Consider the following 17,704-nt stretch of genomic DNA (forward strand, 5'->3'; position numbering starts at 1 on the left):
AGCCGGGACGCTCCTGAGGCGTCCCGGCTCCCGAGTGGCGGGGTGGTGCAGGGGGTGGGGCTGGTGATCCGGGATCAGGAGGCGGCGATCGCCTCGGTGACCGCGGAGCGGGCGTCGACGGCGCTGTCGGCGGCGAGAGCGAGCTCCGCGTACCGCTTGGCGTCGTCGAGGGTGTGCTCGGCAAGCTCGGCGCGGACGTCGGCGAGAGCCGACGGCGACATCGAGAGGGTGGTGGCGCCGAGGCCGACGAGGACCACGGCGAGCAGCGGGTCGGCGGCGGCTTCTCCGCAGATCCCGACGGGCTTGCCCAGCGCCGCTCCCGCGCGGCCGACCTCGCCGACGAGGCGGAGCACGGCCGGGTGCCACGGGTCCTGGAACGCCGAGACCGTGCCGAGCATGCGGTCGGCGGCGAGCGTGTACTGGGTCAGGTCGTTGGTGCCGATCGAGGCGAAGTCCGCGACTCCGAGGATGCGGTCGGCGAGCAGGGCGGAGGAGGGGACCTCCACCATCACTCCGGCGGTGCGGATGCCGAGCTCCCGCGCCATCGAGGTGAAGTAGCGGGTCTCGTCCACGGTCGCGACCATCGGCGCCATGACCCAGAGGTCGGCGTCGGTCGCGGCATCGGCCTGGGCGAGGGCGGTGAGCTGGTCGCGGAGGATCTGCTCGCTGGCGCGGAGCGCACGCAGTCCGCGGAGACCGAGGGCGGGGTTCTCCTCGTGGTCGTCGTTGAGGAAGCTCAGCGGCTTGTCGGCGCCGGCGTCGAGCGCGCGGACGACGACCTTGCGGCCGGGGAACGCGGCGAGCAGGCGCGTGTACTGCTCCGCCTGCTCGGCGACCGAGGGCGCCTCCTTCGCGTCGAGGAAGAGGAACTCGGTGCGGAACAGCCCCACTCCCTCGGCGCCGAGCTCGACCGCGTTCGCAGCGCCGTCGGCCGAGCCGAGGTTCGCGAGCAGCGGCACGGCGTGGCCGTCGGCCAGCGCGCCGGGGACGACCGGTGCGGCGAGCATCTCGGCGCGCTCGGCGATCGAGGACTTCGCGGCGCCGATCTCGGCGTCCGAGGGGTTCACCGTCACGACGCCGGAGGTGGCGTCGAGGATGACGAGCTGGCCGTCCCGCAGGTCGAGGGCGCCGGTGGTGCCGACGATGGCGGTGATCGACTTCTCCCGGGCGAGGATCGCCGTGTGCGAGGTCGGTCCTCCGTCGCTGGTGATCAGGCCGAGGACCTTCTCGAGGTCGAGCAGCGCCGTGTCGGCCGGAGCGAGGTCGCGGGCGACGAGCACGAACGGCTCGTCCGACTCGGGGACGCCGGGAGCGGCGACGCCGCGGAGGTGCGCCACGACGCGCTGCGAGACGTCGTCGAGGTCGGTCGCGCGCTCGGCCATGTAGCCGCCCATCGCCACGAGCAGGTCGCGGAAGCCGGCGAAGGCCTCGTGCACGGCGCGCTCCGCGGTCTTGCCCCCAGCGATCCGCGCCTTGACGTCGTCCGCGAGGGACGGGTCCTCGGCCATCAGGGCCTGGGCGTCGAGGACGTCCTTCGCCGAGCCGCCGGCCCGCTCGCCTCGGTGGCGGATCGTCGCGGCGGTGGCGGACAGCGACGAGACGGCGCGCTCCTCCTCCTGGGCGACGCTGCGGGTGCTGGCGGTGTCCTCGGGCTCGGGCAGCGGCTCCGGCATGCGCAGGACCGGCCCGAGGGCCAGCCCGCATCCTCTTCTCCCGCCCGCACTCCGCACGACAGGAACGAGCACCCATGACGCTGTCCACTCCTCAGACCGCCTACGCCTCCGCCAAGCTCCAGGGGCTGCCGCGTCTATCGGCGCCGTGGGCGCCGGGGCTGGCCGCCTTGCGTGACGCTCCGCGTCACGCGTCGTGGTCGGTGGTGAGGAAGGTCGCGAGCTCCTCGAGCACGGCCTGCTCGTTGTCGCCCTCGACGCTGACGGTGAGCTCGTCGCCGTGCTCGATGCCGAGCGAGATGATCCCGAGGATCGACGCGGCGTTGACCGGGGTCGCGTCGCCCTTGGCGACGAGGACCTTCTGACCCGACTTCGCCGCGGCCTGGCTGAAGAGCGAGGCGGGGCGGGCGTGGAGGCCCTTCGACGATGCAACCTGCACGGTGCGCTCGACCATGAACGTTTCTCCTTGATCCTGCAGTCGCGACTGCATCAGTGGTGCCCGGAGTCGGGCTCGCCCGGACGGACCGGGCGGGTGGAGGAGTCCCCGTCCGCGCCTGCGACGACCGCGCGAGCGGCGAAGAGGACGGGCAGGGTCTCGAGCACGGCATCGGCACCGTGCGCTCCGAAGACATCGGGCGGGAGGAGGGCGGCCGCGGCTCCCACGAGCTCCGCACGGTGGCGGAGTCCGTCGAACTGCGACTCGAGGTGCGGCCCCACGAGGAGGACGTCGGCCTCGGGGAGGGAGTGGTCGAGACCGGTGAGGGTCTCGGAGCGGAACACGGCATCCATGCCGCGCTCCTTCGCGCCCGCTCGCAGCCGATGGGCCAGGAACGTGCTCGACGCGCCTGCACCGCAGACGATCAGGATCTTCCGCACCTCGTTCGCCTCCTCGCGTCCGGGTCGTGATTCATCCAAGCATCCCCTCGGAGGGGCGGCACCCTCCAGCAGACAATCTTCCGCGGGGGCGGAAGACGGCCCCTTCCACCCCCGGCGCGGGGGCTCCCGGGCGCGTCGCCGGGGTGATTGACTGACGGGACGTACGACTCGCCGCCCGCGTCCTGCGGGCCCGCGGCAGGGTCGTGGCGCTCCCGGCGCCCGCCCCGACCGCACGCCTGGAGCCTGATGCCTGACAACCGCGAACGACTGCTGGAGTACCTCTCCCGCGCCGACGGCTGGGTGACGGCGCACGAGCTCGCCGACAGGCTCGGAGTCACCACACGCAGCGTCCGGAGCTACGTCACCGCGGTGAAGGCGCAGGCCGCCCCGCTGGAGCCGGTCGAGTCCTCCGCGAACGGCTATCGGCTCGCGCGCGAGGCGTACGCGGCGTACCTGGAGGCGCAGCGCAGCCGCGACGTCGAGCCCGACACACCGCGCGACCGGCTGTACAGCATCGTCCGCCGCCTGGTCGACTCCGACGAGGGCCTGGACGTCTTCGCCCTCGCCGACGCGCTGTCGGTGAGCGAGTCGACCGTCGACGCCGATCTGCGCCGGGTGAAGGCCCTCGCCGACGAGGCCGGCCTCGGGCTGGTCCGGCGCGGCCCGTCGGTGCGCCTCGAGGGCAGCGAGGAGGCCCGCCGCCGCCTGATCTCGCGGATGTTCCGCGACGAGAGCGCGCAGGGCGTCTTCACGCTCGACGACGTCCAGCGCGAGTTCGCCTCCCCCGGCCTCGGCGCCTTCAAGACCGAGCTGCTGGCCGAGCTCGAGACCCGCGGCTACTACATCAACGACTACGGCGTGAACAGCGTCCTCCTCCACATCGCGATCGCCGTCGACCGCGTCGCCCGGGGCATCGGGGACCCCTCCGGCTCCCGCCCCTCCCCCGCGATCCACGGCGAGCTCGCGGCCCTGCTGGCGGAGCTGGTGGAGCGGCACTTCGCGACGCGCCTGACCGACGCCGAGCTCGCCCAGCTCGCGATCCTGATGACGACGCGGGTGGCGACGCCCGGGCAGAACGAGCCGGTCGCCGCCGTGGTCGAGAACTACCTCGACCCGGAGGACCTCGCCGTCGTCCGCGAGCTCGTCGCCGACGTCAACCGCGAGTACCTGGTCGACCTCGACGACGAGGGCTTCATCGTCCGCCTCGCCCTGCACGTGCGCAACCTGATCGCCCGGGCCGCCGAGGGCGGCTACTCCCGCAACCCGCTCACCCGCTCGATCAAGACCAGCTACCCGATGACCTACGAGATCGCGGTGTTCCTGGCGAGCGGGCTGCAGCGCCGGCGAGGCATCGTGGTCAACGAGGACGAGATCGCCTACATCGCCCTCCACGTCGGCTCCTTTCTCGAGCGGGTGTCCCGGCGGGAGGAGCGTCTGTCCTGCGTGATCGTCTGCCCCAACTACTACGACCTCGCTCACATGCTGCGCCTGCGCGTCGAGCGCTCCCTCGGCACCGAGGTGGAGGTGCGCTCGCTGATCACGCGGAGCGACGTCGACTGGGACCGGCTCACCGCCGACCTCGTGATCACCACGATCGACGAGCACCCCGCGTCCGACGACGTCGTGGTGGTGCAGCCGTTCCTCACCGACCACGACGTCGAGACGGTGCGCCGGGCCATCGCCCGCGTCCGCCGGCACCGCCGCCGCGCGCAGATCAAGGACGAGCTGCTGCAGTTTTTCGACGAGGAGCTGTTCTTCCGCAACGTGCACGCGCGCGACGAGGCGGCGATGATCCGGATGCTGGGCGAGCGGATGATCGCCGGCGGCATCATCGACGAGGACTACGTCGACGGCGCCATCGAGCGCGAGCGGATGAGCTCCACGGCGTTCACCGACAACCTCGCGGTCCCGCACGCGATGGCGATGAGCGCCCGCCGCACCTCCATCGCGATCGTCGTGAACGACACCGCGATGGAGTGGGGCGAGCAGCGGGTGAACGTGATCGCGATGATCGCGTTCGCCTCGGCCGGCCGCAGCACCTTCCAGTCGGTGTTCGACCAGTTCGTCGAGGTGTTCGCCGACCGGGCGGAGGTGCAGCGCCTCATCCGGCGCTCCACGGACTTCGGCGGCTTCATCGAGGAGCTGGTGCGGGTGATCGACAGCTAGCCGACACCCGCACTCCGGGTGGAGCCGGACGGCGCTGTCGTCCTCCCGCTCCCGCGCTTCGTGGGCGCCCGACGGACCCCCGCCGGGCGCGAGAGGCCACGAGGAGCCTCCTCCGCATCGGATCGGAGGAGCTCCGCGTTGGGGCCTCTAGGCGAAGGGCGTCGGCACGATCCCGTAGGGGGCGAGGCCGGCCGCGCCGCCGTCGGCGAGCGTGGTGACCCAGATGCCGTCGTGGTGCACGGCGACGGAGTGCTCCCAGTGGGCGGCCATGCTGCTGTCCTCGGTCGCGACCGTCCACTCGTCCTCGCGGACGAAGGTCTCGGCGCTGCCCGCGGTGACCATCGGCTCGATCGCGACGACGAGTCCCGGCTTCACCTCGGGGCCGCGCTGGCGCACCCGGTAGTTGAAGACCGGCGGAGCCTCGTGCATGGTGCGCCCGATGCCGTGGCCGATGTAGTCGGTGAGGATGCCGTAGACGCGGCCCGAGCGCTCGGCCTCGTCCTCGATGTACTCCTCGATCGCCGCGCCGACCTCGTTGAGATGGCGGGCGGAGGCGAGGGCGGCGATCCCCCGCCACAGGGATCCCTCGGTCACCCGCGAGAGCTCGGCGCGTGCCGCGACCTCCTCCGGGCGGGAGGGATCGGGCAGGACCACCGTCATCGCGGAGTCGCCGTTCCAGCCGTCGATCTCGGCGCCGCTGTCGATGGAGACCAGGTCGCCCGGCTCGAGCACGCGCCCGCCGGGGATGCCGTGGACCACCTCGTCGTTGACCGAGGCGCAGATCGTGTGCCGGTAGCCCGGGACGAGCTGGAAGTTCGAGTGGCCGCCGAGCGCGACGATCGCCGCCTCGGCGATCGCGTCGAGCTCGAGCGTGGTGACGCCCGGGCGGACCGCCGCGCGGACCGCGTCGAGCGAGGCGGCCGTGGCGAGGCCCGGAGCGAGCATCGACCGCAGCTGCGCGGGCGTCTTGTAGAGCGAGGAGCGGAACGCCACGGCTCAGGCGGCCGGGGTGTCGAGGCGGCCCACGCGGTGGCCCTCGAGGGCGACGACGATCCGCTCGGTCACCTCGTCGACCGGCCCGAGGCCGTCGACCACGACCACGAGCCCGCGGGCCGCGTAGACGTCGATGAGCGGAGCGGTCTGCTCCTCGTAGAGCGCGAGTCGGCGCCGGATGACGTCCTCGGTGTCGTCGCTGCGCCCCTGCTCGAGCGAGCGCTTGAGCAGGCGGCCGACGACCTCGTCGGGATCGGCCGTCAGCTGGACGACCGCGTCGAGCCGGTTGTCGTCCGCGGCGAGGATGCGGTCGAGCTCGTCGACCTGCTCCGTGGTGCGCGGGTAGCCGTCGAGCAGGAACCCGGTCGACGCGTCCGCCTCCTGGAGGCGGTCGTGCACGATCGCGTTGGTCAGCTCGTCCGGCACGTAGCGCCCGTTGTCGAGGTAGGCCTTCGCCTGGAGACCGAGCTCGGTCTCGTTGGCGACGTTCGCGCGGAAGATGTCCCCGGTCGAGATGGCGGGCACCCGGAGGATGTCGCTCAGCCGAGCGGCCTGGGTCCCCTTGCCTGCGCCGGGAGGGCCGATCAGCAGGAGACGGAAGCCGATCGGGTGCGACGTCATCGGAGGAGTCCTTCGTAGTGGCGCTGCTGCAGCTGGGAGTCGATCTGCTTCACCGTCTCCAGGCCGACTCCGACGATGATCAGGATTGACGTGCCGCCGAAGGGGAAGTTCTGGTTCGCACCGACCAGCGCGAGGGCCACGAGGGGCACGAGCGCGATGAGGCCGAGGTAGACCGATCCGGGCAGCGTCACCCGGGTGAGCACGTAGTTGAGGTACTCGGCGGTCGGGCGGCCGGCGCGGATGCCGGGGATGAAGCCGCCGTAGCGCTTCATGTTGTCGGCGACCTCGTCCGGGTTGAAGGTGATCGCGACGTAGAAGTAGGTGAAGCCCACGATCAGGAGGAAGTACAGCGCCATGTAGAGCGGGTGATCGCCCTTGGTGAGGTAGTTCGTGATCCAGGTGACCCAGACCGGGGCCTCCTGGCCCGCGGCGGGCTGGTTGAACTGCGCGATGAGCGCGGGCAGGTACAGCAGCGACGAGGCGAAGATGACGGGCACGACGCCGGCCATGTTGACCTTGATCGGGATGTAGGTGTTGTTGCCGCCGTAGGTGCGGCGGCCGACCATCCGCTTGGCGTACTGCACGGGGATCCGCCGCTGCGACTGCTCCACGAAGACCACGGCGACCACGAGCACGAGGCCCACGCCGAGGACGAGGAGGAAGGTCTCGAAGCCGCGCGACTGCGCGATCGACCACAGGGAGGTGGGGAACTGGGCGGCGATCGAGGTGAAGATCAGCAGCGACATGCCGTTGCCGATGCCGCGCTCGGTGATGAGCTCGCCCATCCACATGATGATCCCGGTGCCCGCGGTCATGGTGATGACCATGAGGAGGATGGAGTACCACTCGTCGGTGATGATGAGCGCCGAGCACTCCGGGACGCCGGAGTTGCCGAAGAGGGCGCCCGAGCGGGCGACGGTGATCAGCGTCGTCGACTGGAGGACGCCGAGCGCGATGGTGAGGTACCGCGTGTACTGGGTGAGCTTGCCCTGACCGGACTGCCCCTCCTTGTACAGCGTCTCGAAGTGAGGGATGACCACGCGCAGCAGCTGCACGATGATCGACGCCGTGATGTACGGCATGATCCCGAGCGCGAAGATCGACAGCTGGAGCAGTGCTCCACCGCTGAAGAGGTTCACGAGCTCGTAGAGACCCGAGGTGCCCTGGTTGCCGGCGAGACAGGCCTGCACGGCGCTGAAGTCGACGAACGGAGCAGGGATGAAGGATCCCAGCCGGAAGATCGCCACGATCGCGAGGGTGAAGCCGATCTTGCGGCGGAGGTCGGGGGTGCGGAAGATCCGCGCAACGGCGCCAAACACTACCTAAGGTCTCCTGCTCAATTCTGTGGTGCGGGATACAGGTCGAGCTTGCCACGCACTCCCGGAGGGAGTCGGCGTGGCAAGCTCGACCGACAAGCTGCTGGTGCTACTTGATGGATCCGCCCGCAGCGACGATCTTCTGCTCGGCAGAGCTGGAGACCTTGTCGACCGCGACGTTCAGCTTAACCGCAATGTCGCCGTCCCCGAGGACTTTGACCTTCTCGTTCTTGCGGACAGCACCCTTGGCGACCAGGTCGCCGATGGTGACGTCGCCGCCCTGGGGGTAGAGCTCCGCGAGAGCGGACAGGTTCACGACCTGGTACTCGACCCGGAACGGGTTCTTGAAGCCGCGGAGCTTCGGGGTGCGCATGTGCAGCGGCATCTGCCCACCCTCGAAGCCGACGCGCACCTGGTAGCGGGCCTTGGTGCCCTTGGTGCCGCGACCGGCGGTCTTTCCCTTGGAGCCCTCACCGCGACCCACGCGGGTCTTGGCCTTCTTGGCTCCGGCAGCGGGGCGGAGGTGGTGGACCTTGAGCACGTGCTCCTTGGTCGCCGGCGCCGCCGCGCCCTTCGTGGTGGTCGCCTGCGCGGGAGTCGTGGACTCCGCGGCGGCGGCCTTCTTCGTCTCAGCCATTAGTCAATCTCCTCGACCTTCACCAGGTGGGCGACGGTCTTCACGTATCCGCGGTTCTGGGCGTTGTCCTCGCGGACGACGCTCTGACCGATCTTCCTGAGGCCGAGCGAGCGCAGCGTCTCGCGCTGGTACTGCTTCTCGCTGACCTTCGACTTGATCTGGGTCACCTTGAGCTGGGCCATCAGGCACCTGCCTTCGCGTTGGACGCGGCGGCGAGGGCGTCGGCCTCGGCACGGACGAGACGTGCCGGCGCGACCTGGTCGAAGTCGAGACCACGACGAGCGGCGACGGCGCGCGGCTCCTCGAGCTGCTTCAGAGCCTCGACGGTCGCGTGGACGATGTTGATGGTGTTCGACGAGCCGAGCGACTTGCTCAGGACGTCGTGGATGCCGGCGCACTCGAGGACGGCGCGGACGGGACCGCCGGCGATGACACCGGTACCCGCGGCGGCGGGGCGCAGGAGCACCACACCGGCGGCGGCCTCACCCTGGACGGGGTGCGGGATGGTCGAGGCGACGCGGGGGACGCGGAAGAAGTTCTTCTTCGCCTCCTCGACGCCCTTGGAGATGGCGGTCGGGACCTCGCGGGCCTTGCCGTAGCCGACGCCCACCAGTCCGTTGCCGTCTCCGACGACCACGAGCGCGGTGAAGCTGAAGCGACGGCCGCCCTTGACGACCTTCGACACGCGGTTGATGGTCACGACGCGCTCGAGGAACTGGCTCTTCTCGGCGTCACGGCCACCGCGGTCGCGGCCACCCTGGTTGCGGTCGCGGCCGCCGCGGCGGGGCTCACGAGCCTCCTGCTGCGGCTGCGTGGACGCAGCGGTCTCGACGGGGGCCTCCGACACAGCGGCGACCTCGGGTTCCTTGTTCTCTGCGGCGCTCACAGGTTGAGCCCTGCCTCTCGTGCTCCATCGGCGATCGCGGCGACGCGACCGGCGTACTTGTTGCCTCCGCGGTCGAAGACGACCGCCTCGACACCGGCGTTCTTGGCGCGCTCGGCGACGAGCTCGCCGACCTTGCGGGCCTTGGCGGTCTTGTCGCCGTCGAACACGCGCAGGTCGGCCTCGAGGGTCGACGCCGACGCGAGGGTGCGGCCCTGAGCGTCGTCGACGACCTGCACGAAGACGTGGCGGGCCGAGCGGTTGACGACGAGGCGGGGGCGCTCGGCGGATCCGACGACCTTCTTGCGCAGACGGTCGTGACGACGACCGCGCGCAGCGGACTTGCTCTTTCCTCTGGTTCCGAGTCCCATGATCACTTACCGCTCTTTCCGGCCTTGCGGCGAACGACCTCGCCGGCGTAGCGCACGCCCTTGCCCTTGTAGGGCTCGGGCTTGCGGATCTTACGAATGTTGGCGGCCACCTCACCGACGGCCTGCTTCGAGATGCCGTGCACGGTGAGCTTGTTGTTGCCCTCGACCGTGAACGAGATGCCCGCGGGCGGGGTGACGACGACCGGGTGCGAGAAGCCGAGCGCGAACTCGATGTCCGAACCCTTCGCCAGCACGCGGTAACCGGTTCCGACGACCTCGAGGCCCTTGGAGTAGCCCTGCGTGACACCGATGATGTCGTTCGCGATGAGCGTGCGGGTGAGGCCGTGGAGCGAGCGCGACTCGCGCTCGTCATCGGGACGCGAGACCAGCACCTGGCCGTTCTCGACGGACACCTGGATGGGGCTGGCGACCGAGACGGTCAGCTCGCCCTTGGGGCCCTTGACGGTCACAGCGGATCCGGCGACGGAGACGTCGACGCCCGCCGGGATCTCGATGGGGAGTCTTCCAATACGCGACATGAGGGGTTACCACACGTAGGCGAGGACTTCCCCACCCACGCCCTTCTTCTCGGCCTGGCGGTCGGTCAGGAGACCGCTCGAGGTGGACAGGATGGCGACGCCGAGGCCGCCGAGCACGGTGGGGATCTCGGCCGACTTCGCGTACACGCGGAGTCCGGGCTTCGAGACCCGCTTGATGCCGGCGATCGAGCGCTCGCGGTTCGGGCCGTACTTGAGGGAGATGGAGAGCGTCGTGCCGACGCGCGCCTCCTCGACCTTCCAGTCGGCGATGTAGCCCTCGGTCTTGAGGATCTCGGCGATGTTCGCCTTGAGCTTCGAGCCCGGGAGGGTGATGGAGTCGTGATGCGCGGAGTTCGCGTTACGGATTCTGGTCAGCAGATCTGCGACCGGATCAGTCATGGTCATGGCTGATGGTGCCTTTCTCGCCTGGTTTCGGCACCCTTTACAAGAGTGACGACCTGTGGTGTGGGACGGCGCCGACGACGTCGACGCCCATGCGGCCGCGCGAACGCACGCCAAGGAGCCATGCTACATGGCCGAGGTCCTGCGGTCGAGGGCCGATCGTGCACGGGATCCGGGATCCCGCGAGGCGCCCGCCGCCGGCTCCGGACGGACCGGTCCGGCGGCGGACGCACGACGAGGCCGGAGGGCGGTTCTCACCGTCCCCCGGCCTCGAGGCTTGCTGCTTACGCGTTGTCCGACGACTTGAACGGGAAGCCGAGCTGCTTGAGCAGCGCGCGACCCTCGTCGTCGGTCTTGGCGGTGGTCACGACGGTCACGTCGAAGCCGCGGACGCGGTCGATGCGGTCCTGGTCGATCTCGTGGAAGATCGACTGCTCCGTGATGCCGAAGGTGTAGTTGCCGTTGCCGTCGAACTGGCGGTCCGACAGCCCCCGGAAGTCGCGGATGCGGGGCAGCGCCACCGAGAGCAGGCGGTCCAGGAACTCCCAGGCGCGGTCGCCCCGGAGGGTGACGTGAGCGCCGATGGCCTGACCCTCGCGCAGCTTGAACTGCGCGATGGACTTGCGGGCCTTGGTGACCTGCGGCTTCTGACCGGTGATGGCGGTGAGGTCCTTGACCGCGCCGTCGATGATCTTGCCGTCGCGGGCGGCCTCACCGACACCGGTGTTGACGACGACCTTGATCAGGCCGGGGACCTGGTGGACGTTGCCGAAGCCGAACTGCTCCTTGAGAGCGGGGATGATGTCGGCCTGGTACTTGGCCTTGAGCCGCGGCTGAACCTTCGCAGCCACTGCGGTGGTGTCAGTCATTACAGTTCCTCACCCGACGCCTTCGCGTAGCGCACGCGAACGGTCTTGGTCACGCCGTCCTTGGTGACGGCCACGTTGCGGTGGCCGACCCGGGTCGGCTTCTTGGTCTTCGGGTCGACGAGCGCGACGTTGGAGATGTGGATCGAGGCCTCGACGGTCTCGATGCCGCCCTCCTTCGAGCCGCGCTGCGTCTGGCCGACGCGGACGTGCTTCTTGACGAAGTTCACGCCCTCGACGACGACGCGGTTGCGCTCGACCAGCACCTCGAGGACCTTGCCCTGCTTGCCGCGGTCTCCACCGCGGGCCTGGGTAGCGCCCGAGATGACCTGGACGAGGTCACCCTTCTTGATCTTGGCCATGACTAGATAACCTCCGGTGCCAGCGAGACGATCTTCATGAACTTCTTGTCGCGGAGCTCGCGACCGACCGGTCCGAAGATGCGGGTGCCACGGGGGTCCCCGTCGTTCTTGAGGATGACGGCGGCGTTCTCGTCGAACTTGATGTACGAGCCGTCGGCGCGACGGGTCTGCTTGATGGTGCGGACGATGACGGCCTTGACCACGTCGCCCTTCTTCACGTTGCCACCGGGGATCGCGTCCTTGACGGTGGCGACGATGATGTCACCGAGGCCCGCGTAGCGGCGGCCGGAGCCTCCGAGGACGCGGATGGTGAGGAGCATCTTGGCGCCGGTGTTGTCGGCGACCTTGACTCGGGATTCTTGCTGAAGCATGTGTCTCTCCTGCTAACTCAAGTAGGCCGCGGCCTACTTGGCCTTCTCGAGGATCTCGACCAGGCGCCAGCGCTTGGTGGCGCTGAGGGGACGGGTCTCGCTGATGACGACGGAGTCGCCGATGCCGGCGGAGTTCAGCTCGTCGTGGACCTTGACCTTGGACGTACGGCGGATGACCTTGCCGTACAGCGGGTGCTTCACCCGGTCCTCGACCTCGACGACGATGGTCTTGTCCATCTTGTCGCTGGTGACGTAGCCGCGACGGGTCTTGCGGTATCCGCGAGCGCCCGCCTCCTTCACGTCGTGGGCGGCCGACTCGTGGCCGGCGCTGTCATTGACGGTTGCCATTACTTGGCCTCCTCGTTCGACTCGGTCGCCTCGACCTCGGCCTTGGCGGCCTTCTTGGTCTTGGGCTTCTTCTCCGCCTTGGCCGGGGCCTCGACGGGTGCGGGGGTGGCGCGGATGCCCAGCTCGCGCTCACGGATGACCGTGTAGATGCGGGCGATGTCGCGCTTGACGGCACGCAGGCGGCCGTTGGTGTCCAGCTGACCGGTGGCCGACTGGAAGCGGAGGTTGAACAGCTCCTCCTTGGCCTTCTTCAGCTCGGTGACGAGACGCTCGTCCTCGTAGGTGTCGAGCTCGGCGGGGGCGAGCTCCTTGGATCCGATCGCCATTACGCGTCTCCCTCCTCGCGCTTGATGATGCGTGCCTTGAGGGGCAGCTTGTGGATGGCACGGGTCATGGCCTCACGAGCGAGCTGCTCGTCGACGCCGGCGACCTCGAAGAGGACGCGACCCGGCTTGACGTTCGCGACCCACCACTCCGGCGAGCCCTTACCGGAACCCATGCGGGTCTCGGCGGGCTTCTTGGTGAGCGGACGGTCGGGGTAGATGTTGATCCACACCTTTCCGCCGCGCTTGATGTGACGCGTCATCGCGATACGAGCGGACTCGATCTGACGGTTGGTCACGTAGGCGGGGGTGAGGGCCTGGATGCCGAACTCACCGAACGACACCTTGGTGCCACCGGTGGCCTGGCCGGACCGGCCCGGGTGGTGCTGCTTGCGGTGCTTGACTCGACGCGGAATCAACATGGTTATGCCTCAACTCCTGCTGCGACGGGCGCCTCGCTCTGCTGGCGGGGTGCACGGCGCGGACGGTCGCTGCGCTCGGGGCGCGACGACTTGCTGTTCGCCTGCTCGCGGGCGAGCTCCTTGTTGGTGATGTCGCCCTTGTAGATCCAGACCTTCACGCCGATGCGGCCGAAGGTGGTCTTCGCCTCGTAGAAGCCGTAGTCGATGTTCGCGCGGAGGGTGTGCAGCGGCACGCGTCCCTCGCGGTAGAACTCCGAGCGGCTCATCTCGGCGCCGCCGAGGCGGCCGGAGACCTGGATGCGGACGCCCTTGGCGCCGGCGCGCTGAGCACCCTGCAGGCCCTTGCGCATCGCGCGGCGGAAGGCCACGCGGGCGGAGAGCTGCTCGGCGATGCCCTGGGCGACCAGCTGAGCCTCGGCCTCGGGGTTCTTGACCTCGAGGATGTTCAGCTGGATCTGCTTGCCCGTGAGCTTCTCGAGGTCGGCACGGATGCGCTCGGCCTCGGCGCCGCGGCGGCCGATCACGATGCCCGGGCGGGCGGTGTGGATGTCGACGCGGACCCGGTCACGGGTGCGCTCGATCTCGATGCGGGCGACGCCCGCACGGTCGAGCTGCGTGGCGAGGAGTCGGCGGATCTTGACGTCCTCGGCGAGGTAGTCGCTGTACCGCTGGCCCTTCTTGGTGCTGTCGGAGAACCAGCGCGACACGTGGTCGGTGGTGATTCCCAGACGGAAACCGTAGGGGTTTACTTTCTGACCCATTACTTGGTCCCCTCCTCAGGAGTGGCCAGCACGACGGTGATGTGGCTGGTGCGCTTGTTGATGCGGAAGGCACGACCCTGAGCACGGGGCTGGAATCGCTTGAGGGTGGTTCCCTCATCGACGAAGGCGCGGGACACGATCAGGTCCTGGTCGTCGAGGTACTCGTTCGAGGCATCGGCCTTGACGCGAGCGTTGGCCATCGCCGAGGCGACGAGCTTGTAGACGGGCTCGGACGCACCCTGCGGCGCGAACTTCAGGATGGCCAGTGCCTCCTGAGCCTGCTTCCCGCGGATCAGGTTCACGACACGGCGAGCCTTCTGGGGGGTGACGCGGATGTGTCGCACGCGTGCGATCGACTCCACCATTTCTCTCCTCCTTCTCGTCGCCGCGTCAGCGGCGACGGCCCTTCTTGTCGTCCTTCTCGTGACCGCGGAAGGTCCGAGTGGGGGCGAACTCGCCGAGCTTGTGGCCGACCATGGTCTCGGTCACGAACACAGGGATGTGCTTGCGACCGTCGTGGACCGCGATGGTGTGGCCCAGCATCGCCGGGATGATCATCGAACGGCGCGACCAGGTCTTGATGACGTTCTTGTTGCCGGCTTCGTTGGCCGTGAACACCTTGCGGAGCAGGTGGTCGTCAACGAAGGGGCCCTTCTTGAGACTGCGAGGCATCTTCTACAACTCCTACTTGCGCTTCTTACCGGCGGTGCGGCGGCGAACGATGAGCTTGTCGCTCTCCTTGTTGGGGCGACGGGTGCGTCCCTCGGACTGACCCCACGGGCTGACCGGGTGGCGTCCACCGGAGGTCTTGCCCTCTCCACCACCGTGCGGGTGGTCGACCGGGTTCATCGCGACACCGCGGACGGTCGGGCGGACGCCCTTCCAGCGCATGCGGCCGGCCTTGCCCCAGTTGATGTTCGACTGCTCGGCGTTGCCGACCTCGCCGATCGTGGCGCGGCAGCGCGCATCGACGTTGCGGATCTCGCCCGACGGCAGGCGGAGCTGCGCGTAGGGGCCGTCCTTGGCGACGAGGCGGACCGAGGTGCCGGCCGAGCGGGCGAGCTTGGCGCCGCCTCCCGGCTTGATCTCGATGGCGTGGATGACCGTACCGGTCGGGATGTTGCGCAGCGGCAGGTTGTTGCCGGGCTTGATGTCGGCGCCGGCGCCCGACTCCACGACGTCGCCCTGCGAGAGCTTGTTCGGGGCCAGGATGTAGCGCTTGGTGCCGTCCACGAAGTGGAGCAGCGCGATGCGCGCCGTGCGGTTGGGGTCGTACTCGATGTGAGCGACCTTGGCGTTGACGCCGTCCTTGTCGTTGCGACGGAAGTCGATCAGACGGTACTGGCGCTTGTGGCCACCACCGATGTGACGCGTCGTGATGCGGCCGGAGTTGTTGCGGCCACCGGTCTTGGACAGCGGGCGCAGGAGCGACTTCTCGGGCGTCGAGCGGGTGATCTCGGCGAAGTCGGCAACGCTGGAGCCGCGGCGACCGGGGGTCGTGGGCTTGTACTTACGAATAGCCATTGTCTGTTTCCTCTACGCTTCTTCGGCTCAGCCGACGCTCGTGAAGATGTCGATGGAGCCGGACTTCAGCGTGACGATCGCGCGCTTGGTGTCCTTGCGCTTGCCGGTGCCGAACTTCGTGCGGCGGGTCTTGCCCTGGCGGTTCAGCGTGTTGATCGACGCGACCTCGACGCCGAAGATCTTCTCGATGGCGAGCTTGATCTCGGTCTTGTTCGAACGCGGGTCGACCACGAAGGTGTACTTGCCCTCGTCGATCAGGCCGTAGGACTTCTCCGAGACCACCGGGGAGATGATGACGTCGCGGGGGTCCTTGTTGAACGCGGCGGACTGGCTCATGCGTTCACCTCTTCCTTGTTGGACTCGACGCCCGACTTGGCCGCGATGAACGCGTCGAGCGCGCCCTTCGAGAACACGATGTCGTCGGAGACGAGCACGTCGTACGCGTTGAGCTGGTCGGCCGGCAGGATGTGCACGAACGGCACGTTGCGGAGCGAGAGCTCGGCGATGTAGTCGTCGCGCTCGAGCACCACGAGGACGTTGCGCGACACCGAGAGGGCGTCGAGCAGGACGAGGACGTCCTTGGTCCGGGGGGTGTCGCCGAGGGCGAGGGACTCGACCACGTGGATGCGGGCACCGCGGGCGCGGTCCGAGAGAGCGCCGAGCAGAGCCGCGGCGATCATCTTCTTGGGGGTGCGCTGCGCGTAGCTGCGGGGGGTCGGTCCGTGGACCACGCCACCACCGGTCATGTGCGGGGCGCGGATCGAGCCCTGACGAGCGCGACCGGTTCCCTTCTGCTTGAACGGCTTGCGACCGGCTCCGGAGACCTCACCGCGGTTCTTCGTCTTGTGGGTTCCCTGGCGCGCCGCGGCGAGCTGGGCCACGACGACCTGGTGGATGAGGGGGATGTTGGTCTGGACGTCGAAGAGTGCGGCGGGGAGCTCGACCGAGCCCGCCTTCTGGCCCTTGACGTCGATGATGTCGACAGAGGTAGCCATGGAACTACGCTCCCTTCACGGCGTTGCGAACGAACACGAGGCGACCGCGGGCACCGGGGACGGCGCCCTTGACGAGCAGCAGGCCCTTCTCGGCGTCGACGGAGTGCACCTTGAGGTTGAGCACGGTGACGCGCTCGCCACCCATGCGACCGGCCATGCGCATGCCCTTGAAGACACGGCTGGGGGTCGAGGAGGCGCCGATGGAGCCGGGCTTGCGGTGGTTGCGGTGCGAACCGTGCGAAGCCGAGACGCCCTTGAAGTTGTGACGCTTCATGACGCCGGCGAAGCCCTTGCCCTTGCTGGTGCCGACGACGTCGACCTTGGTGCCGGCCTCGAAGACGGCGTCCACGGTCAGCTCCTGGCCGGCCGAGTAGTCGGCGGCGTCGGAGGTGCGGACCTCGGTGAGGTGGCGGCGGGGGGTGACGCCCGCGGCGTCGAAGTGACCGGCGGCGGGCTTGTTCACCTTGCGCGGGTCGATCGCACCGGCGGCGAGCTGGACGGCGGTGTAGCCGTCCTTCTCCTCCGTGCGGACCTGGGTCACGACGTTGGGGCTGATCTCGATGACGGTGACCGGCACGAGCTTGTTGTTCTCGTCCCAGACCTGGGTCATTCCGAGCTTGGTGCCGAGGAGGCCCTTGCTGGTCTTCAGCGTGGGGGAAACAGTGACAGACATGGTGGCACTCCTCCTTAGAGCTTGATCTCGATGTTGACGTCGGCCGGCAGGTCGAGGCGCATGAGCGAGTCGACGGCCTTGGGCGTCGGGTCGATGATGTCGATGAGGCGCTTGTGGGTGCGCATCTCGAAGTGCTCGCGGCTGTCCTTGTACTTGTGGGGAGAACGGATCACGCAGACCACGTTCTTCTCGGTCGGCAGCGGCACGGGGCCGACCACCGTTGCACCGGCACGGGTGACCGTGTCGACGATCTTGCGCGCCGACGTGTCGATGACCTCGTGGTCGTACGACTTCAGTCGGATGCGGATCTTCTGTCCCGCCATGTGTGATCTCTCACTCTCTTGTTATTGCGTCGTACGCGACTCCCCCGGCCGGAGCCGGACTCGTCTCGCATTGGACGCGCTCGCGAAGGAACTCCGGTGACCCGGAAAAGTGCAACCAGTGTTCTTCTGTCAAAAGCACCGCACCCTCGGGGCGCTCCGATCGGCGTGCAGAACGCACGACGCACGGAGAGACCGTTGAGATGTCGGTTGTTGTCGTTCTGCTACCCGCCGCCTCGACGTCGCACCCGCGTGGCCGCCCTCT

General features: G+C 68.9%; 27 protein-coding genes. 1 reads left to right on the top strand and 26 read right to left on the bottom strand.

Features of this window, described 5'->3' with window-relative positions:
- Positions 1–74: 74 nt before the first annotated feature.
- From ptsP to C5C55_RS10845, 3 genes are all read right to left on the bottom strand, one after another.
- Positions 75–1,673 (bottom strand): phosphoenolpyruvate--protein phosphotransferase, encoded by a 1,599-nt coding sequence (ptsP, locus tag C5C55_RS10835; protein ID WP_104233916.1) that lies wholly within the window; start codon positions 1,671–1,673, stop codon positions 75–77.
- Between the two features lie 184 nt (positions 1,674–1,857).
- Positions 1,858–2,124 (bottom strand): HPr family phosphocarrier protein, encoded by a 267-nt coding sequence (locus tag C5C55_RS10840; RefSeq protein ID WP_104224553.1) that lies wholly within the window; start codon positions 2,122–2,124, stop codon positions 1,858–1,860.
- Between the two features lie 35 nt (positions 2,125–2,159).
- Positions 2,160–2,585, bottom strand: a complete 426-nt coding sequence (locus C5C55_RS10845; RefSeq protein ID WP_181065531.1) for a PTS sugar transporter subunit IIB — start codon at positions 2,583–2,585, stop codon at positions 2,160–2,162.
- Positions 2,586–2,792: 207 nt separating this feature from the next.
- Between C5C55_RS10845 and C5C55_RS10850 the strand changes: the two genes are divergently transcribed.
- Positions 2,793–4,712: a BglG family transcription antiterminator gene (locus tag C5C55_RS10850; protein WP_104233918.1), complete on the top strand. Its 1,920-nt coding sequence runs from the start codon at positions 2,793–2,795 to the stop codon at positions 4,710–4,712.
- Between the two features lie 147 nt (positions 4,713–4,859).
- On the opposite strand, the gene map is transcribed toward C5C55_RS10850, so the two are convergent.
- The 23 genes from map to rpsJ all read right to left on the bottom strand — a co-directional run bounded on the left by map (position 4,860) and on the right by rpsJ (position 17,442).
- Positions 4,860–5,705: a type I methionyl aminopeptidase gene (map, locus tag C5C55_RS10855; RefSeq protein WP_104226753.1), complete on the bottom strand. Its 846-nt coding sequence runs from the start codon at positions 5,703–5,705 to the stop codon at positions 4,860–4,862.
- A gap of 3 nt (positions 5,706–5,708) precedes the next feature.
- Positions 5,709–6,326: an adenylate kinase gene (locus C5C55_RS10860; protein WP_181028829.1), complete on the bottom strand. Its 618-nt coding sequence runs from the start codon at positions 6,324–6,326 to the stop codon at positions 5,709–5,711.
- Positions 6,323–7,645: a preprotein translocase subunit SecY gene (gene secY / locus C5C55_RS10865; RefSeq protein WP_104224557.1), complete on the bottom strand. Its 1,323-nt coding sequence runs from the start codon at positions 7,643–7,645 to the stop codon at positions 6,323–6,325. Before secY ends, C5C55_RS10860 begins: the two co-directional genes overlap by 4 nt.
- A 106-nt stretch (positions 7,646–7,751) precedes the next feature.
- On the bottom strand, positions 7,752–8,279 hold the full coding sequence (gene rplO, locus C5C55_RS10870) for a 50S ribosomal protein L15 (RefSeq protein ID WP_104226755.1): 528 nt from the start codon (positions 8,277–8,279) through the stop codon (positions 7,752–7,754).
- Positions 8,279–8,461, bottom strand: coding sequence for a 50S ribosomal protein L30 (gene rpmD, locus C5C55_RS10875; protein ID WP_181067839.1), 183 nt, complete (start codon positions 8,459–8,461; stop codon positions 8,279–8,281). Before rpmD ends, rplO begins: the two co-directional genes overlap by 1 nt.
- The gene (gene rpsE / locus C5C55_RS10880) at positions 8,461–9,165 is read right to left on the bottom strand and encodes a 30S ribosomal protein S5 (RefSeq protein WP_104224559.1); all 705 of its coding nucleotides are present in this window, start codon (positions 9,163–9,165) and stop codon (positions 8,461–8,463) included. The genes rpmD and rpsE overlap by 1 nt, the downstream gene beginning before the upstream one ends.
- On the bottom strand, positions 9,162–9,533 hold the full coding sequence (rplR, locus tag C5C55_RS10885) for a 50S ribosomal protein L18 (RefSeq protein ID WP_056037296.1): 372 nt from the start codon (positions 9,531–9,533) through the stop codon (positions 9,162–9,164). The genes rpsE and rplR overlap by 4 nt, the downstream gene beginning before the upstream one ends.
- 2 nt (positions 9,534–9,535) lie before the next feature.
- A complete protein-coding gene (gene rplF / locus C5C55_RS10890; RefSeq protein ID WP_104224560.1) occupies positions 9,536–10,072 on the bottom strand; it encodes a 50S ribosomal protein L6 in 537 nt (178 codons plus the stop codon).
- Positions 10,073–10,078: 6 nt separating this feature from the next.
- Positions 10,079–10,477, bottom strand: coding sequence for a 30S ribosomal protein S8 (gene rpsH, locus C5C55_RS10895; RefSeq protein ID WP_068209423.1), 399 nt, complete (start codon positions 10,475–10,477; stop codon positions 10,079–10,081).
- Between the two features lie 281 nt (positions 10,478–10,758).
- Complete coding sequence (gene rplE, locus C5C55_RS10900; protein ID WP_104233919.1) at positions 10,759–11,343, bottom strand: 50S ribosomal protein L5; 585 nt, start codon at positions 11,341–11,343, stop codon at positions 10,759–10,761.
- Complete coding sequence (gene rplX, locus C5C55_RS10905) at positions 11,343–11,702, bottom strand: 50S ribosomal protein L24 (RefSeq protein WP_104224561.1); 360 nt, start codon at positions 11,700–11,702, stop codon at positions 11,343–11,345. Before rplX ends, rplE begins: the two co-directional genes overlap by 1 nt.
- A gap of 2 nt (positions 11,703–11,704) precedes the next feature.
- Positions 11,705–12,073, bottom strand: coding sequence for a 50S ribosomal protein L14 (gene rplN / locus C5C55_RS10910; RefSeq protein ID WP_104224562.1), 369 nt, complete (start codon positions 12,071–12,073; stop codon positions 11,705–11,707).
- Between the two features lie 33 nt (positions 12,074–12,106).
- On the bottom strand, positions 12,107–12,421 hold the full coding sequence (gene rpsQ / locus C5C55_RS10915; protein ID WP_104224563.1) for a 30S ribosomal protein S17: 315 nt from the start codon (positions 12,419–12,421) through the stop codon (positions 12,107–12,109).
- A complete protein-coding gene (gene rpmC / locus C5C55_RS10920) occupies positions 12,421–12,747 on the bottom strand; it encodes a 50S ribosomal protein L29 (protein WP_104224564.1) in 327 nt (108 codons plus the stop codon). The genes rpsQ and rpmC overlap by 1 nt, the downstream gene beginning before the upstream one ends.
- On the bottom strand, positions 12,747–13,166 hold the full coding sequence (gene rplP, locus C5C55_RS10925) for a 50S ribosomal protein L16 (protein WP_068209436.1): 420 nt from the start codon (positions 13,164–13,166) through the stop codon (positions 12,747–12,749). The genes rpmC and rplP overlap by 1 nt, the downstream gene beginning before the upstream one ends.
- Before the next feature lie 2 nt (positions 13,167–13,168).
- Positions 13,169–13,927, bottom strand: a complete 759-nt coding sequence (gene rpsC, locus C5C55_RS10930) for a 30S ribosomal protein S3 (RefSeq protein ID WP_068209439.1) — start codon at positions 13,925–13,927, stop codon at positions 13,169–13,171.
- Entirely contained in the window at positions 13,927–14,292 is a 366-nt protein-coding gene (gene rplV / locus C5C55_RS10935; RefSeq protein WP_077221988.1) for a 50S ribosomal protein L22, read from the bottom strand. The genes rpsC and rplV overlap by 1 nt, the downstream gene beginning before the upstream one ends.
- Before the next feature lie 25 nt (positions 14,293–14,317).
- Positions 14,318–14,599: a 30S ribosomal protein S19 gene (gene rpsS / locus C5C55_RS10940; RefSeq protein ID WP_055787078.1), complete on the bottom strand. Its 282-nt coding sequence runs from the start codon at positions 14,597–14,599 to the stop codon at positions 14,318–14,320.
- A gap of 12 nt (positions 14,600–14,611) precedes the next feature.
- Positions 14,612–15,451, bottom strand: a complete 840-nt coding sequence (gene rplB, locus C5C55_RS10945; RefSeq protein ID WP_068251462.1) for a 50S ribosomal protein L2 — start codon at positions 15,449–15,451, stop codon at positions 14,612–14,614.
- Positions 15,452–15,478: 27 nt separating this feature from the next.
- Complete coding sequence (gene rplW / locus C5C55_RS10950; protein WP_068209445.1) at positions 15,479–15,787, bottom strand: 50S ribosomal protein L23; 309 nt, start codon at positions 15,785–15,787, stop codon at positions 15,479–15,481.
- Positions 15,784–16,446 carry a 50S ribosomal protein L4 gene (rplD, locus tag C5C55_RS10955; RefSeq protein ID WP_104224565.1) on the bottom strand — a complete coding sequence of 221 codons (663 nt, stop codon included), beginning with the start codon at positions 16,444–16,446 and terminating at the stop codon, positions 15,784–15,786. The genes rplW and rplD overlap by 4 nt, the downstream gene beginning before the upstream one ends.
- 4 nt (positions 16,447–16,450) lie before the next feature.
- Complete coding sequence (gene rplC, locus C5C55_RS10960) at positions 16,451–17,119, bottom strand: 50S ribosomal protein L3 (protein WP_104224566.1); 669 nt, start codon at positions 17,117–17,119, stop codon at positions 16,451–16,453.
- A gap of 14 nt (positions 17,120–17,133) precedes the next feature.
- Complete coding sequence (gene rpsJ, locus C5C55_RS10965) at positions 17,134–17,442, bottom strand: 30S ribosomal protein S10 (protein WP_005050520.1); 309 nt, start codon at positions 17,440–17,442, stop codon at positions 17,134–17,136.
- Positions 17,443–17,704 lie beyond the last annotated feature (262 nt).

Origin of the sequence: Rathayibacter sp. AY1C2 (assembly GCF_002931195.1) — a bacterium.
GTDB lineage: Bacteria > Actinomycetota > Actinomycetes > Actinomycetales > Microbacteriaceae > Rathayibacter.